Consider the following 16,983-nt stretch of genomic DNA (forward strand, 5'->3'; position numbering starts at 1 on the left):
CATTCATGTTCCCGCAAACTAAGGAATCTACGCGAAATAGTGCGGGCTGGCGTCAGGCCCCTCTAAAAACCCGTCACCAACCCGCACAGGCAGAGTTGAACCACCAGACGTCAGCGGGTGGCCATGGCTTCGAGCGCGGACTTCTCGACCGCCTCGGCGACGGCCGGAGCGACACGGGAATCGAGTGCACCGGGCACGATATAACCGGGTGCCAGGTCATCACCGACGAGATCGGCGATCGCACGAGCGGCGACGAGCTTCATGTCATCGGTGATCTCGTCGGCATCGGCGTCGAGCGCGCCGCGGAAGATCCCGGGAAACGCGAGGACGTTGTTGATCTGGTTCGGGAAGTCGCTGCGTCCGGTGGCCACCACGGTGGCGTACTTGGCGGCGATGTCTGGGACCACCTCGGGGTTCGGGTTCGACAGCGCGAAGATGACTGCGTCGTCGGCCATGTTCTCCAGGTGCGCCTCGGCGATGGTGCCGCCGGAGACTCCGATGAAGGCGTCGGCACCGTCGAGGGCTTCGCCGATCCCGCCGGAGATCCCGCGCGGATTCGTCGACCCGGCGATCGCCTGCTTGGTCTCGGACAGGTCGGACCGGCCGGCTTCGACGATGCCCTTCGAGTCGAGAACGACGATGTCCTTCACCCCGGCGTCGGCGAGGATCTTTGCCACGGCCACGCCGGCAGCACCGGCACCGGAGACGACGACGCGGACGGAGTCGAAGGACTTCTCCACCACCCGCAACGCGTTCGTCAGCGCGGCGAGGACAACGACGGCGGTGCCGTGTTGGTCATCGTGCATGACGGGGATGTCGAGGGCCTCCTTGACCCGGTCCTCGATCTCGAAGCAGCGCGGGGCCGAGATGTCCTCGAGGTTGATCGCACCGAAGGTCGGAGCCATGCGGATGATGGTTTCGACGATCTCGTCGGTGTCGTTGGTGTCGAGCACGATCGGGATCGCGTTGAGGCCGGAGAAGCTCTTGAACAGGGCGCACTTGCCCTCCATCACCGGCAGCGAGGCGGCCGGACCGATGTCACCGAGCCCGAGCACGGCCGATCCGTCGGAGATGACCGCGACGAGGCGGCCCGTCCAGGTGTGGGTGCGCGCGAGCTGCGGCTCGTCCTTGATCGCGGTGCAGACCTTGGCCACGCCCGGCGTGTAGGCGATCGAGAGATCGCGCTGGGTCTGCAGCGGGCTGGTCAGCTCGGCGGACAGCTTGCCGCCTTCGTGCGCGGCGAAGATCTCCTGATCGGTGATGGGAGTCGGCGCGTTCTGGCCCGAAGCGGTGGAGTTTTCGGCGGTGGTCGTCATGATTGATCCTCGTGGTTGATGCGGCGACAGGGCGTATTCGTCGTTGCCGGCAGTGATCGTCTGACCGCGGGCAGTGGCGGCGCAGCGTCGGCGGAACTCGGATGAGTTCACATGAATCCGTGCGGGCTCGCTTGAGCCACGGTGAGTTCGGATGAGCCGGAAGTGGGCTCGCCGAGGCGGTCGGACGAAGAACTGGTCACCAGTGAAGGATGGTGCGGTGACGTCGGCGCGTCCTGTGGTGCAGACCCTAGGTGAAGGGCGCCGCAGGTGCGCGCTGTGCGGATACGGCTCGCATGGGGGCGAGTGTCGACCTCATGGGTCGCATCCGGCAACCCGATCAGCATAACCGATGAGGTGACCCATTTCACCTGAAATCCCTCCCCTCGCCGAGGTTGCCCTCCTTTTCGGTGGCATGTTCTCTAGACCTTTAGGCCGAGGTCCGGGGGCGATGGCGGCGGTGCCGAGCAGGCCGGGCGCACGGCGGGCAGAGACTGCGGCTGCGTCGATCACAGCTTCAATGTCATGTCAGTGCCGGATGCGAAAATGATCGGACAACGGAATCACTGGCCATTGGGAATCGAGAAACATTCGAACAATTTCTCACTTTTCTATTGTGTACCATTGTTTGATCGTTTACCATAGTAATAACAGCTTTTCAATTCAGCTCCACTTCTCCGACAATGAGGTCTGAGGCAGGTGAAATCGCAATGAAGGGCACCACAGGCTCGGCTCCGTCGAGCACTGACGAGGCAGCGGCATCCGGCTGCTCGCCGCGTTATGCCATCCGGCTCGAATCGAACATGTCCCACTTCGCCGAGGCGGCCGCGGCCTCCGATCGCGCCCGTTTCGAAGTCCTCGAATCGGCTTCGGCAACGGTGCTCGAGCAGGTCCTTCTCAACTCGGAGTTCGCCGTGCCCGAAGGTTCGGAGCCGTTCCGATGCGCAACGATCGCCGGAACCTTGGAACGTCGCCGTCATGAGACGCAGACCGAAGGCGATGTGGCGGGTCGCCGTCAACGGGACGCTCGCAGGAAAACAGCCGCCTGCACCAAGGCTGAAGTCGACCTCTATGACGCCGAGTTCGCCCGCGCCCAGCGGAAAGCAGCCGAGAAGGCCGCAGAGGAGGAGCTGCCCGACTTCCCCGAGTTCGACCCTAAGGCGTGGTTCGCGCAGTGGGTCTACGACAACGTGCTGTCGGAGGACCTCGTCGAGATCTCGACGGTCCTCGGTACGAACAGTGCGCGCACGTACCGTCAGCTGTCGGGTGCGATGACGATCTTCTACGGTCTTCCCCGATTCGCTGACCGCGTCCGCAAAGGCGAATTCACCCAAGCACACGTCGAGGTGGTCACCCAGCTGTGCGTGACGGTCTCCTTCGAATTCCTTCCCAAGCTCGACGAGTACCTCGCCACAAAGCGCGCGGACATCACCTGCGAGACCCTCCGCCGGGCGCTGGCGAAGATGATCAGCCTGCTCGTTCCTCCCGTCGCCATGACCGAGATTGCGGCGAAGCGACGCCGCGTCGACGTCGAGGGGTTCAAAGACGGCTCGGCCTGCCTCACCGTCAACGGCCCTTCGGCTGAGATCTTCGCCTGCTACAACCGCATCCAGGCCATGGCGCTGACCATCCACGGGAAGAACAGGTCAGCTCTCAATCTGCCCGTCGGCATGGCGATCAGCGATGAGCGGTCCATCGACCAGCTCCAGTACGACCTGTTCGTCCGCCCCGTACCTGAGCTGAGCGTCAAGGTCGTGTCCATCGACCCGGTCACCGGTTTTCAGGTGACCAAAGAAGCTTCTCTGCTCGACGCCGATGGCGAGATGATTCCCGGCATCGACACCGAGGACGGCCTCGCCGACTTCGCCAAGACCGTAGCCGATGAGGTTGCGGACGACGATGCTTCCCCGTCCGACCGTGCCACCGGATCCGCTTTCCGCGCCGCCGCACCCACGCGAAACAGCAGCGGAAGCGGCAGCGGCGACAGCGACAGCGTCGCCAGCCCCACCCGCGGCGGCAACGGCGACAGCGACAGCGTCGACGAGCTCGGCCCGGCCGAGTACTGGGTGAAGGTGCGCATGCCCACCAACCAACAGTGGCTGGCCAGTCAGGCCGCCACGGTCGCGACCGTACCGTTCCTCTCACTGACCGGAGACTCAGAGCTGCCCGGCACCTTCGCTGATGGCTCACCCATGCCCGCCGAGGTGGCACGCATGATCGCTGGACGGTCGAAGTCCATCCAACGGATCCTCACTGACCCCGCCACCGGCACCCCGCTCGATGCAAAGGCGACGAGCTACCAGGTTCCCAACGACCTGCGCAGGACGCTGGTCGAACAATGGACGGTCTGCACCGTCCCTGGTTGCTCGCGCCGGGCCGAGAAGGCGGAGATCGACCACGTCATCCCGTTCTTCCACCTCAATCCCAGCAGGGGAGGGCTCACTCGGTTCGGCAACCTTCATCCTCTGTGCAAGAAGCACCATGCGTTGAAGACCGCCGGTCGCTACGGCGTGACTATGCCCAAATCCGGAGAGGTCGACTACAAGTTCCGGCACGGAGTCTCGGCCAAGGTGACAGCTCCCGACCAGCCGATCAACATTGCCCAAGCTCTCGAACTCGAAGCCTTGGCACAGGTCCGCCTCAGGCGGTGGAGTCTGCCCAAGAGCATGGTTCCGCCAGCACCACAGGTGCTCGAACTCATGCCCGGAGAGTCGACGATTCGCCAGCGCGACGAGGCGAAGCGTCTCAAAGAGGAGCGAGAGGCACGGCAGCAACGTCTGACACGGGCCTACAAAAACGGTCAGGCTGCACGGCGGCGGCTGATGCTCGAACGTTGCCTCAACTGGGAGAGTGCTGTCTTCCAACCTTGCCTCCCCGCCGGTTCCGACCCTGCGGCGAGGAAGCAGCTGACCGGGAATGCCCGGTATGCCCGAATCATCAAATGCCGCCGTCTTTCAGGAATCGACGACGAGGATGTCGACTTCGACCCCAACAAACCTAGTGCCCCCAACGGACCCAGTGATACCAACGGGTCCCATGAGCCCAGTGACCCCACCGCCGTCGCCTCACGGCCCAAGCGCACGACGAAATCCAAAGTCTCCGGGGCGAACGACCCGTGGGACCACCGCTATGTCCCCACGAAGGTCAACTGGGACCACGACCTCGAGGCCGATCCCCCACCGTTCTGACCGTGTCCGCTCGTCTGACTGTGCCCGCTCGTCTGGCCCTGTCCGCTCGTCTGGCCGTGTTTGCTCGCCTAACCCGGTCCATTCGCCTGGCCCGGCCCATTCGCCTAGCTGCGCACGCGCGGTCGGGGACGAAGCACCGCTGAAATATCTGGCGCATCTTCTTCGCGGAGGCACCACAAATTTGAGATTGGGCTAGAAGAACTCCCGCCAGCGGATATGTTGAGAAGTATCAGCATCCCCGAAAACGTTTCGATGTGTTGCCTTATGAAGCAGGAGTGAAGATGAGTGTGCTCTATCTGGTCCGACACGGACAGGCCTCGTTCGGTACCGACGACTACGATCGGCTGTCCGATCTCGGCAAGGAGCAGAGCCGCGTCACCGGCCGGTTCCTCGCGGCTCAAGGTGTAGCTCCCGACAGGCTCATCCACGGTGAGATGCTGCGGCAGCGGCAGACGGCCGAAGGGCTTCTCGAGGGACTGGGCATGACGATCGATACCCGTGTCGATGCCGGCTGGAATGAATACAGTGCGTGGGAGATCACCGGGGTTCTGCCCGAGACCGACCCGCGGGCGAAATACGACTCAAAAGTCTTTCAAGCTGAACTCGAACGCGGCTGTGCCCGCTGGGCCTCCGGTGAGCATGACGAGGACTATTCGGAGACTTACACTCAGTTCACCTCACGAGTCGATCGGGCCCTCGACGATGCTGTCGCCGCAATGGGTTCGGGCGAGTCGACGGTCGTCGTCTCCAGTGCCGGCGCCATCGCGTGGACGGCCGCTCGACTGCTCGGTGCCGGCTTCGACCAGTGGATGGCGTTCAACCGGGTGACCATCAACACCGGCATCACGAAGATCATCACCGGCCGCGGCGGCACCAGCCTCATCTCCTTCAACGACCACGGCCACCAGGCTCCGCAGGACGCAACCTACCGTTGAGGCTGAAGCGCCGGGTGCCGAGGCGCTGGGGTGCCGGGGTGCTGGGGCGCCGGGGTGCCGGGTGCTGAGGCGCCGAAGTATCGAAGTGTCAACACGGTCGTTGCGCAGCCGGCCGGCGGGGCGTCTCTGCTCATGAGCTGGTCCGGGGCCTTCAACTGTCGGCGAGACCTCTATTTCGCTTCGCTTTCGCCCGAACGACCGTGCCTCAGTCCTGTGGGGATTCCGATCACGACAGGCTCGGCCGGTCCGCAGCATCCGGTCGACTCGACGCCTTCCTCTTCCGACGGACTGTCGCACGAGGAACCGACATCGGCTGAACACACGCCTGTTTCGGGCAGAACGAGCTCGATTCGGTCGGCAGCGTCTTGGTCCCCCGCGATCGCGGCGACGATGGAGCGAATCTGCTCGTACCCGGTGAACATCAGGAAGGTCGGAGCTCGACCGTAGGATTTCATTCCCGCAATGTAGAAGTCCTTCTCCGGGTGGGAGAGCATTCGAGCACCGTGGGGTGGGACGGTGCCACAGCTGTGGAACTCCGGGTCGATGAGCGGGCCGAGTTCCTGTGGCGCTTCGACGACGGGATCAAGGTCGAGTCGGATTTCTCGAAGGAACCCGAAGTCGGGCCGGAAGCCTGTGGCCGGGACGACCCGATCGGCATGGAGCTTCACGGGGCCTTCGTCCGTCGCGGCTATGATCGTGAGACCGTCATCACCGCTGAGGTCCGCGGTCGTGACACCATCATCACCGCGGAGTTCCGTGATCGTCATCGACGTATGCACGTCGATCACTCCGGTCTCGACGAGGCGCCGCAGCCGTGAGCCGAGAGCTCCGCGAGCAGGCAGACCGTCCTTGTCCTCTCCGCCGTAGACACTGGCTGGGTCTGCGCCCCTGATCGCCCAGCTGATGCGAGTATCCGGTTCGCGTTCGCGAAGTTCGGCCAGAGCCAGCAGCGTATTTGCTGCCGAATGGCCCCCACCGACGACTACTGTGTGCTTGCCGGCGAACCACGCACGGTCGCGGTTGAGCACGTCTGGCAGAGCTGAGGTGACGGTCCCTTCCCGGCGGGCCCGATCTTCACCGAAGGCAGGCAGACCGGCCCGCCCGATCGGGTTCGGTGTCTGCCAGGTACCGGAAGCATCGATGACCGCACGCGCGTAGTGTTCGGACACCGTCCCATCCGATTTCTCAGTGCGGATGAGGAAGGGCGTCTCATCTCGGCCCGGCGTTCGAGTCCGGTCTTTGCCGATTCGGCTCACGGCTGTGACTCGAGAGTCCAAATTGATGGTCGTGCGCAGCTCGGGAGTCTCGGCCAACGGTTTGAGATAGTCCGTGACCAGCTCTTCACCGGTAGGCAGATAGTCTCCGTCTGGTTCGCTCCAACCAGCGGCTTCCAGGAGACCGCGTGCCGCATGGTCGACGTTGTACTTCCACGGAGAGAACAGCCCGATGTGTCCCCACTCCGAGACAGCCGAAGCTGGAGCAGGGCCCGATTCGAACACCAGCGGCCGAAGACCTCGCGTGACCAAGTGCGCGGCGGCAGCCAGCCCGACAGGTCCGGCGCCGATGACGGCTACCGGCAGTTCATCGCGAGTGGTTTCAGACATGAGGCGCCTCCTCGGCGTTTGATGTCGATGTGTTTCGATGGCCATCCGAGGCAGGGCCGGCAGGCTCGGGCACGGGCGCAAGCACGGACTCAGGAGCGATCTCGGCCTCGGGAGCGATCTCGGCCTCGGGAGCAAGCTCGGTCACGAGAGCCTCAACGCGAGAGCGTATCTCGTCGCGGATTCTCCTGACGGCGTCGAGACTTTGCCCGGCGGGGTCGTCGAGCGTCCAGTCTTCGTATCTCGTGCCGGGGAAGACAGGGCAGGCATCCCCACAGCCCATGGTGATGACCACATCGGACGCGCGAACGTCTTCAGTGGCAAGAAGCGCGGGTCGGTTGTCCGTGATGTCGACGCCGACTTCGGTCATCGCCGCAACTGCAGTGGAGTTGAGCGAATCTGCCGGTTCGCTGCCGGCGGACCGGATCTCAACGAGGTCACCGGCCGCGTGGTGGAGGAAACCTGCCGCCATCTGCGATCTGCCCGAGTTGTGCACGCAGACGAACAGCACGCGTGGTTTCCTCGACGGTGTTGGACTCATGCTCAGATCGCTCGCCGTTCAGCGCTGGATGGAAAGAATCGCGGACGAGCCCAGAGCGCCACATAGACGAGACCGACGAGGATGGGCACCTCGATCAGCGGTCCGACCACGCCCGCCAGCGCTTGCCCGGAAGTCACACCGTAGGTGCCGATCGCAACGGCGATGGCCAGTTCGAAATTATTGCCTGCTGCAGTGAACGCCAAGGTCGTTGTCTTCTCGTATCCGAGCCTCAGCACACGGCCGACGACCATCCCGATGGCGAAGACGCTGACGAAATAGACGAGCAGCGGCAAGGCGATGCGAGCAACGTTCTTCGGGTGAGTGGTGATCTCGTCACCCTGGAGCGCGAAGAGCACGACGATCGTGAAGAGCAGACCGTAGAGCGCCCACGGGCCGAGCTTGGGGAGGAAGCGCTCTTCATACCAGGACCGCCCCTTGACCTTCTCCCCGAACGTGCGGGTGAGGAACCCCGCAATGAGAGGGACGCCGAGGAAGACGAGGACGCTGAGAGTGATTGCCCAGAACGAGAACTCGCTGCTGGTCGTCGGCAGACCCAGAAGCTCGGGCAACCACTGCAGGTAGAACCAACCGAGGAGTCCGAAGGCCAGCACCTGGAACACTGAGTTGATCGCCACAAGCACCGCGGCGGCTTCTCTGTCACCGCAGGCGAGATCGTTCCAGATGAAGACCATGGCGATGCATCGAGCAAGACCGACGATGATCAGCCCTGTGCGGTACTCGGGGAGATCGGGCAGGAAAAGCCATGCGAGGACGAACATGAACGCGGGCGCGGCCAACCAGTTGATGATCAGCGAGGTGACCATGAGCCTCTTGTCGGCGAGCACGTGCCCTGTCTCGTCGAAGCGGACCTTAGCCAGGACCGGATACATCATGACGAGCAGGCCCACCGCGATCGGCAGAGACACATCAGCGATTCTAACGGAGTCCAGTGCGGCCCCGAGACCGGGAATGATCCTGCCGAGGAGGAGGCCGACACCCATGGCCACGAGGATCCAAACCGGCAGGAATCGATCAAGAGTCGAAAGCTTCGCAGCCACCGGCGAGGCTGTATGCGCGGTCGTCGTGGAGGTCATCGCTCTCCCTGGGAAAGAGTCGGTCGGGCGGCGGGACTCACCGCAGACACATTGAAGTTCATCGATACGATCGAAACACAACGCATCGACAACTGTCAATATGTAGGCATAATGGTGGTGTGAGCCTTGTACACCCCGACCCAGACATCGCTTCGGACACCTGCTGCCCGTCGCTGACCGTTGCGCCTCTGAGCCGCGACGACGCCCAGGACTTCGCCCGCACACTCAAAGCCGTGTCCGACCCGACCCGGCTCCAGCTGGTGTCCCTTGTCGCCGCGCACGACGATCAGGAGGCCTGCCTGTGCGACCTCATCGACCCTGTCGGTCTCGGTCAGCCCACGGTGTCCCACCACCTGAAGATCCTCGTCGACGCGGGAGTCCTGCGTCGCGAGAAGCGCGGAATCTGGTCGTACTACTCGCTGGAGGCGGAGACCCTGAGCAGATTGGCGTCATTCCTGTCCCCGAGTAGGACACCGCAACCAGACTGAGTTGCTGAAAGTCTCACCGGACCGAACGTCGACCGGGGCCGCCGACAACGGTCCCCGAGTGCACAGGGGCGGAGCCGATATCAGTTCGGCTCCGCCCCCGTTCTCATCTCAGGTTCGAGACTTCATCACATCGGGGTGGTCTTCCGTCGCCTCGAGACGAGGACAGCAGCGATTCCGCCCCCGATGAGAAGCACGCCGAGGAGGCCGAACGTCACAACCCCGGCAGCACCTGTCCGCGGCAGATGATCATTGCCATTGCCGTGACCGTTTGCGTTACTGTCACTCGCAGACCCATCGGCCGAGGTGGTGCCACCGTCCGATGCGCTCGACGCGTTACTGTCCGCGGCGGGATTCGTCGAGACATCTTCACGCCCCTCGGGATCGGTTGAGGCCTCCCCCGCCGGGTCAGTCGACGCTTTCCCCTCAGGATTGGTCGACGTGTCGGCGTCAGGATCGGCCGCAGTGTCCGCCGCTGGGTCAGTCGATGCCTTCGCATCCGGGTCAGTCGAGACATTCCCGTCCGGATCGGCCGCGGTATCAGCGTCAGGATCAGTCGATGCTTTCGCATCCGGATCGCTCGCGGTATCCGCGTCCGAACCAGCCTCCGGGTCGCTCGCGGCGTCGGCATCCGGGTCGGCCGCGGTGTCGGCATCCGGGTCGGCCGCGGTGTGCGCATCAGGGTCAGCCGCGGTGTCCGCATCAGGGTCAGCCGCGGTGTCCGCATCAGGGTCAGCCGCGGTGTCAGCGTCAGACTCTTGCGATGCCTCATCGTCACCGTTCGGGTCGGTCGACGCTTCTGCATCTGGATCTGCGGAGGCATCGCCGTCCGGATCGGCATCGGCACCGGTGTTCTTCGTGTTGACGATGTCGGAGAACGTCACGTCCCGCTTCTCGCCACTGATCGTCACCGTCTGCGTCTCATCCGAGAGTGCATAGCCCTCGGGAGCGCTGGTCTCCTTGATGGTGTAGTCGCCCCAGGCCAGGTCCGACACTTCGAACTGTCCGGCAGCCTCGTCGGCGTCGAGGTCGCCGTTGTCGGTTACGACGAAGTCTTTGCCGTTCGGCCCGGTCAAGATGAACTCAGCACCCGCGAGCGCTTTGCCGTCCTCATCGACCTTCTTCCAGCTCAGCGCCCCGGGAATCTGCTCATTGATGATCTGGCAGGTGACGATCGCGTCCATGCCGACAGTTTCAGTCAGCTGGAATCCATCAGCGATGTTCTTCGCGTCGACTTCACGTCCGTCTGCGGTGCAGACCGCGTTCGCACCGGACTGCTGTTGCAGCCGGTAGCCTACCTGCTGCTTTTCGGTGGCCTGCACTCCGTCGACAGGAGTCTTCAGTTTGAAGCTCACGGTACCGTCGGCGTTCGTGGTCTTCTCGGCCCCGTCCACCGCATCCGGAGACGAGATCGCCCAGCCTTCGCCGGGATGCTTCTTCGTCTCTCCGTGGTCGCCGACTCCGGGATCGATGAGCTTCGTGACATTGAGTGTGCCGCGGCAGCTCTTCGTGGCGATCTCGCGCAGCTGTTTGGTCAGTGCGGAGTAATCGGAGATCACGTAGTAGTCGTCGCCTGCTGTTTGGCCGGAGACCAACTTGATGTTGTCCTCATTGATCTCACTGCCCACCCCGAGGCCGACGACCTTGGTCCCCTCGGATTTCAGCGCGTTCGCCGAATCGATGGCCTTGTCGATGTCGATCTGGTCAGTTCGCGTACCGCGGTCGGTGTTGCCCCTCTCGGATCCCGGCACACCGTAGGCCGTGGGTTTGCCGTCGGTGACGAACAGCACCAGATCATGGCTCGTTCCGTCGAGCTGTCCGAGCCCCCGGTCCCAGTTCGTGCCTCCAGCGTCCTGCGGAACTCGCCGGAGTGCATCGATCCGGTCGTTGAGCTCGCCGACGGAGTCAGAGGTTGCAACAGATGTGCTGGCGATCGGGTCATTGGTGCCATCGGGTCCGAAGGTCGCGAAAGTGTTGACGGACACTCTGCTCGGAGTTCCGGCCAGTCCCTCGGTGACAGCCTTGGCCGCAGCCTTCGAATCATCGACATCACGATCGGACAGGGAATTCGACAGGTCGAGGACGACCCCGATGTCGAGACCGCACTTGTCTGCCAAGGAGGGGTTCGGCTGTGGTTCGGGGGCCGCCTGCGCGGGTGAGACGGCCGCGCCGAGGAATGCGAACGAAGCGAGAACGGACGACGCGAGGATCGCGGCTCCGTGCTTCGTGAGGGGATGTCGTTTCAGGGACAAGGAGTTGCTCCTTCGGAACGGTCCCGCCGCCTCGGCGTTCTGCGAACGACAGGCGAGGGGATGCACTGGCAGTGGTGTGAGGTGGCCCTGCAGCCACGTGGTTCCGCAGGGCCACCTCGGTGAGTCCGGGACTCGGAGGGGACCCGAATCGGCTGTTGTACAGCCGCCGGCTCGGGCATGGAGCGGCCTTGGGTCTTGACCTCTCCATAGACTGAGACCCGTGACCGGCCGCATTCGTTCGCGAGTCGAGAAAAGTTTTTTCTCCGCCGCACGGGCCCTGAACCTTGTCGCCGCCCGCCGAGGCGCCAGTGTTTGGGAAGCCGAGAATTCCTGCTGTACAGTTTCAGCATTCCCCCGAAATACCCCGGAACTGTTCCCCGAATCACAGTCGAGGTCCCCGATATGAATACTCGAAAACGACGTCCGTACCGCTGCTTTGAGGCACCGGGCCGATGACCGAGGCGTTGTCGTCTCAGGCCGACGGTTCCCCGTCCTCAGCCGGGTTTGCGCACTCGAGCAGCACACTCACTGACGCCGAACTCTGTGCCCGCATCCGTCACCATCGGCCCGATTCCTCAGCAGGACGGGCGGCCTTCGGTGAGCTCTATGCCCGGCATCGACTGCCCGCACTGCACTTCGCACTGCGCCTCAACAGAGAACGCGGTCGAGCCGAGGATGCCGTCGCCGAAGCCTTTGCCAAGATCTGGCGCGCCTGGGGACGGGGTGCGGGTCCCGAAGAGTCGTTCAAGCCCTACCTCATGGCCGCTGTGCGGTCTGAGTCGTACCGGCGCTCAGCGACGACCCGTGCCACCACGACCGTTGAACCCGAGGTGCTGACGTTCCTCGCCGGCCCCGAACCGAGCGACCACGCCGCCGAGGTGGCTGAGCGAGACCAGCTTGGCCGTGCGTTCAGAGGGCTCCCCGATGCGTGGCAGAGCGCGCTCACACTGATCGACATCGACGGCGTACCGACCGCCGATGCCGCCGCATCGATGGACTTGTCCCCGAACTCCTTCAGCTCGCTTCTTCGGCGCGCCCGAGAAGGGCTTCGCGCCGCATACCTGCAGCAGCACGTCGAGCCGAGTCCACCGGAATGTGCGGAGTTCTCCGCCGACCTCGCGCGCTTCGTGCGCCATCAGCTGAGCCCGAAACGCGCCGAGGCGATCCAGGCTCATCTCAGTCAGTGCAGTCACTGCCGTCGACAGTCCTTCAGACTCCGCAGCCTCAACACGACGTTCCAGGCATGGATCACGCCTGCCGTACTCGCCGCCGCGCTCATCGAGATCGGCCATTTCCCGAAGGGCGGCGTGCTGCTGACGGGAACGAGCACGTTGAAGGCCGAATCCGGGGCTCAGATGGGAGCGGGCGCCTCTGAGCCACACTCGAGCGCACTCATCGGAGGCTCGAAGAGCGGCGTGGGCGCCGCAGGCGCGGGAAGCTCCGGGAGCGGCGGTGCGGGGATCGCAGCCGGAGTGTCGACACTCAAAGTCGCTCTCGCAAGCATCGCTGCCACCGCTGCCATCGCCGCCGGCACCGTCACTCTGGTGGATCTGCAGAACGATTCCGCCCCTCGTCCTGCCGCTGCGGCGGAAGCTTCTTCGGCACCCGCGCCCGCACCACTACCGATTTCTCCTCCGACCTCTTCGCCGCAGGCGGCGGTGCCGGACGCACACGATGGGCATTCTCCGGACCCGCAGGAAGACGCTCAAACGCCGGTCCCTGAAGCGGAGAACCAGCCATCTGCACCGAGCGATGAGCCGGCAGGGACTCCGAGCGATAAACGTGCGGAGGCTCCGGGTGATGAGCCGGCAGAGGCTCCGGGTGATCGGGATGAGCCGGCAGAGGAGGGCGAAGAGCAGAAGCCCGCCGAGGAGGCGGATGAGTCCTCGCCTCCGCCGATCACCGATGCTGCCGACCCTGCACCGACCGAGGGACCGACGACTGCGGGTGATCCGGGACCGGAGCCCACGGAGTCAGACGCAGAGACCTCTGCCGCCTCGGATGGTTCCAGCGACTCGGACGATTCCGCCGACGCAGGCACCCCGTCCGACTCGGACGATTCCGCCGACGCAGGTTCTTCCGACGCCTCGGATACCGTGGGCGAAGACGGTGACGGGGGATCCCACTGCCACTACTTCGGCTGGTGGGAACACTGTCACTGAGCCTTCTCTGAGGAGCCCTACCCCCGCTGGTTCCGGTGAGCGTAAGCAACAGCCTCGGCCCGGCTGCGCACCCCGAGCTTCCGGTACAACGCCGACAGCCGGTTCTTCAGTGTTCCGGGCACGACTCCGAAGTCCCTGGCGATCTGTGCCACGGACTTCGGGGAGTCGATGGCGAAGAGCAGCGACATCTCGGCCGAGGTGAGGTCGGTCTGGAAGTCAGGTGGCACGGGCACCGTCTCGGGAAGTTCACGCAACCGTCTCTGCAGTTCGGCCGCCGTCACCTCCTCGGCGCAGAAGGATCTGGCCAGGACGCGCCATCTCGTGCATTCGGCCGTTGCGGAGATGAGCGCCTCTCGGGCGGCCTTCGACAGTTGGGCGACGGCGAGCGCCGAGGAGGTGATCGCACAGTAGTCGAGCATGTGGCCGAAGGCCTCGAATGCTTCGGCCGCGCGGCCTTCGTGGTGGAGCATCTCCACGCGCAGCGCCATCGCACAGCTCTTGATCCGGGGTCCCTGATCGCCATCGAGTATCTGCCCGGTGGTGGTCCACAGCCGGTCGTGCTGACCGAAGGCCAGGGCCAGGCGCGCCTTGATGATCGAGTATCCGGGACTCTCCGGGCCCATGTGATCGCCGAGGTCCTGCAGGCCCTTCGTGTCCCCCGCGGCCACCAGGACGAGACCGAGGATGTTGACCATGCCGGAGAAGCGCGCATTGGAAACCCCGGCCTGCGGCGAGAACCCGACCTCCTCGCTCTCGGCCAACAGCTTCGCCGCGATCGAGGCGTAGTCGAGGTACACATAGCTCAGGCTGTGGACGAGGTCGGGGACCGGACCGAGATACTGGGTCGGCCGTGCCGCCTCGAGCGCGGGTATGCAGCGCACGGCAGCGTCGACGTCTATCCGGTCGAGGCTGCGCATCATCTCGACGCAGAGGGCGGTGTGTTCATCGGGAAGCGAATCCATCCCGAACCGACGAGCGTTGACCCGCGCCTGCGCGAGCCTGCGATCCATGTCCACCCCGTGGCCGTGGCCCATTCCGGCCAGAGCCGTGACCACCAGTCCGGAGAGCAGGGGGTGGGGCGAGTTCGGTGTGTAGATCTCGGCGAACCGGACGACCTGTTCGAGCACCCTCATCGCTTCGGGAAAACGCCCGGCTGCGACCAGGTTCCGTCCGTGTTCGAGGTCGAGTTCGGCCTGCAGCATGAGCGTCGGCTCGGGTGCTTGCGCAGCGATCCGGCGCAGGCGCTGCCGCCCGAGGTCGATCACGTCCAGTGCTGCTTTGCTCTCGCGGTTCAGCCGATGCGAGCGCGCTTCGAGCATCGTCAGCACGCTCACCTCGTTCGCGGTGAGCGCATCCGCAGGATCGGCGGACAGCCGACCGGCCATTTCGGGCAGCACGATGCTGTCGAAGTCGGTCGCAGCCAGCAGCTGGGCCATGTCATCGGTGCCGAGCCGCAGACGGGTCGAGTCGATGCGGCGTGCCGCGCTGCGGGCCAGGGTGAGGATGGGGTTGCCGGCCAGCACATCTTCGGGGACGCCGAGGAGGGCCTCGATGGCGCCGGGAACGTCGACGAAGACGTTGACCGAACGCCGCGTCCACCCTCGTTCGAGGGCACGCCAGTCTCTGGTCTCGACGACGAGGTCGAGGATTTCACCGAGTCCGGCCCGACTCTCCGAACGCTGCCGGCCGACCGCATCGGCCACTGCCGCGCTGAGGGCCTGTCGGGGGCTCTTCTCGGCCAGATCCGCATCGACTTCGGTGACTCGGCGCATGAGGGCGCGGATGACAGCGGGGACGGCGAACACCTCATCGGTGCCGGTGGACACGGTGAGCAGGCCCTCTGCAGTCAGCAGTGAGGTGAGGTCCGCGGGGGCAGCCGTCGTTTCCACCTCGGCGGAGGCGAAGGCCGAATGGACCAGGTCGATCATGCTCGTCGTGATCTGCGGGGCCCTTGAGAACAGGGCGAGCAGGTACAGGGCCCCGGATTCGCGCGACGGTCCGGCCGGGGTGGGTGTGAACTCGGGGCCGAGCATGGCGAAGGTGCGGTCCGGGTCGGTGTCGGCTGCCGGGAGACCGGCATCGCTGCGGCCTCTGAGAATGGCGCCGGCGATTCGGATCCGACCGCCGGTCGAGTGGCGCAGCCGGTCGACTTCGGCGTCGGTCAGGGACTCGCCGACCTCGATGGCTGCAGCGAATTCCGCCGCCGAGGCGGCGCGGGGACCGAATTGCGCCTCGAACGCCGAGGGCCGCCTTGAGGCCGGCGCTTCCGGGTTCTCGGGTCGTTTCGCGGGTTCAGCTTTCACAGATGGGGATCTCTTCTCTCATCTCGGCCAGAGCCGAGGCATGCAGCCGGGGAGCTGCGGGGATGGTCAGGGGCGTGCGTTCTCAGATTATGGCAGAGTTCGATCGTTACACAACCGAGACAACATCTGACGTTTTCAGTTGAAATTTTAACCTATAATTGATTGGTGGAACACCCCTCTTCAAGAATCCGGAAGTGATAATGACCCAGCAGCCTCCAGCGCCGATGAACTACCCGAGCCAGTGGAACCCTGCCCAGCCCTCATACGGACACAACCAGCCCACTGTCGGGCAGAAATCGTTTCTCGCTACATGGTTGCTGTCGTGGCTGCTCGGCGGACTCGGTGCCGATCGCTTCTATCTCGGGAAGATCGGAACCGGAATTCTCAAGCTCATCACCTTCGGCGGTTTGGGCTTATGGTCCCTCATCGACCTGATCATCACCCTGGTCGGCGCCCGGAAGGACAAGCAGGGACTGCCGCTGCAAGGCTATGACCAGCACAAGAAAACCGCCTGGATCATCACGTGCATCTTCTTCGTCCTGGGGCTCATCTTCGGCGGAATAGCCGCTGCCACTGCCCCCACACCACAGACCGACGATTCGTCGATCGTCTCCGAAGCAGAAGAAGCCGCCGACGAAGCGCCCGTGGCCGAACCGGCCGAGGAACCTGCCGAGGAACCTGCCGAAGAACCCGCCGAGGCCGAGCCGGCCGCCGAAGAGGAACCTGCCGATGAGCCCGCGGAGGAAGAGCCCGCTGAAGAGCCGGCCGCGGAAGAGGACGACTCGAGCGTGCCCGCCGAGTACTCGTCCGCTCTGACCAAGGCCGAGACCTACTCGGACATGATGCACATGAGCAAGCAGGGCATCTACGATCAGCTGACGAGCGAATACGGCGAAGACTTCTCAGACGAGGCAGCCCAGTATGCCATCGACAACGTCGAAGCCGACTGGAACCAGAACGCCCTCGAGAAGGCCCGGAGCTACCAGGACGACATGGCGATGTCACCCAACGCCATCCACGACCAGCTCACGAGCGAGTATGGCGAACAATTCACCAGCTCGGAAGCCGACTACGCGATCGAACACCTCAACGACTGAGGCGGTTCACAG

Annotated in this window: 10 protein-coding genes and 1 pseudogene; 5 read left to right on the forward strand and 6 right to left on the reverse strand. The window is 64.4% G+C overall.

The genetic code is table 11. The annotated features are described in order from the left end of the window. Positions 1-110: 110 nt before the first annotated feature. Positions 111-1,316, reverse strand: coding sequence for an NAD(P)-dependent malic enzyme (locus ACQE2J_RS17195; protein ID WP_135542175.1), 1,206 nt, complete (start codon positions 1,314-1,316; stop codon positions 111-113). Between the two features lie 707 nt (positions 1,317-2,023). Here ACQE2J_RS17195 and ACQE2J_RS17200 point away from each other — a divergent pair. Next, a complete protein-coding gene (locus ACQE2J_RS17200) occupies positions 2,024-4,501 on the forward strand; it encodes an HNH endonuclease signature motif containing protein (protein WP_135542177.1) in 2,478 nt (825 codons plus the stop codon). Positions 4,502-4,782: 281 nt separating this feature from the next. After that, positions 4,783-5,436, forward strand: coding sequence for a histidine phosphatase family protein (locus ACQE2J_RS17205; protein ID WP_135542179.1), 654 nt, complete (start codon positions 4,783-4,785; stop codon positions 5,434-5,436). Between the two features lie 170 nt (positions 5,437-5,606). Here ACQE2J_RS17205 and ACQE2J_RS17210 read toward each other — a convergent pair whose 3' ends face one another. The 3 genes and pseudogenes from ACQE2J_RS17210 to arsB form a co-directional block, all read right to left on the reverse strand. After that, positions 5,607-7,040, reverse strand: coding sequence for an FAD-dependent oxidoreductase (locus ACQE2J_RS17210; protein WP_135542181.1), 1,434 nt, complete (start codon positions 7,038-7,040; stop codon positions 5,607-5,609). A 133-nt stretch (positions 7,041-7,173) separates the two neighbouring features. Continuing rightward, positions 7,174-7,578, reverse strand: a pseudogene (locus ACQE2J_RS17215) (arsenate reductase ArsC); the annotation flags it as partial. 2 nt (positions 7,579-7,580) lie between these two features. Beyond that, on the reverse strand, positions 7,581-8,672 hold the full coding sequence (arsB, locus tag ACQE2J_RS17220; protein ID WP_426936724.1) for an ACR3 family arsenite efflux transporter: 1,092 nt from the start codon (positions 8,670-8,672) through the stop codon (positions 7,581-7,583). A gap of 119 nt (positions 8,673-8,791) precedes the next feature. Between arsB and ACQE2J_RS17225 the strand changes: the two genes are divergently transcribed. Beyond that, complete coding sequence (locus ACQE2J_RS17225) at positions 8,792-9,160, forward strand: ArsR/SmtB family transcription factor (protein WP_425119799.1); 369 nt, start codon at positions 8,792-8,794, stop codon at positions 9,158-9,160. A gap of 125 nt (positions 9,161-9,285) precedes the next feature. On the opposite strand, the gene ACQE2J_RS17230 is transcribed toward ACQE2J_RS17225, so the two are convergent. Beyond that, entirely contained in the window at positions 9,286-11,409 is a 2,124-nt protein-coding gene (locus ACQE2J_RS17230; protein ID WP_426936725.1) for a SpaA isopeptide-forming pilin-related protein, read from the reverse strand. 452 nt (positions 11,410-11,861) lie between these two features. Here ACQE2J_RS17230 and ACQE2J_RS17235 point away from each other — a divergent pair, with 452 nt between their 5' ends. Continuing rightward, positions 11,862-13,571 (forward strand): sigma-70 family RNA polymerase sigma factor, encoded by a 1,710-nt coding sequence (locus ACQE2J_RS17235; protein WP_426936726.1) that lies wholly within the window; start codon positions 11,862-11,864, stop codon positions 13,569-13,571. A 17-nt stretch (positions 13,572-13,588) separates the two neighbouring features. Here ACQE2J_RS17235 and ACQE2J_RS17240 read toward each other — a convergent pair whose 3' ends face one another. Then, positions 13,589-15,874 (reverse strand): LuxR C-terminal-related transcriptional regulator, encoded by a 2,286-nt coding sequence (locus ACQE2J_RS17240; RefSeq protein WP_426936727.1) that lies wholly within the window; start codon positions 15,872-15,874, stop codon positions 13,589-13,591. Positions 15,875-16,074: 200 nt separating this feature from the next. On the opposite strand from ACQE2J_RS17240, the gene ACQE2J_RS17245 reads away from it, so the two are divergent. Continuing rightward, a complete protein-coding gene (locus ACQE2J_RS17245) occupies positions 16,075-16,971 on the forward strand; it encodes an Ltp family lipoprotein (protein WP_426936728.1) in 897 nt (298 codons plus the stop codon). Positions 16,972-16,983: the final 12 nt, after the last annotated feature.

Origin of the sequence: Brevibacterium sp. LE-L, assembly GCF_050214925.1 — a bacterium.
In the GTDB taxonomy this organism is placed as follows: Bacteria; Actinomycetota; Actinomycetes; order Actinomycetales; family Brevibacteriaceae; genus Brevibacterium.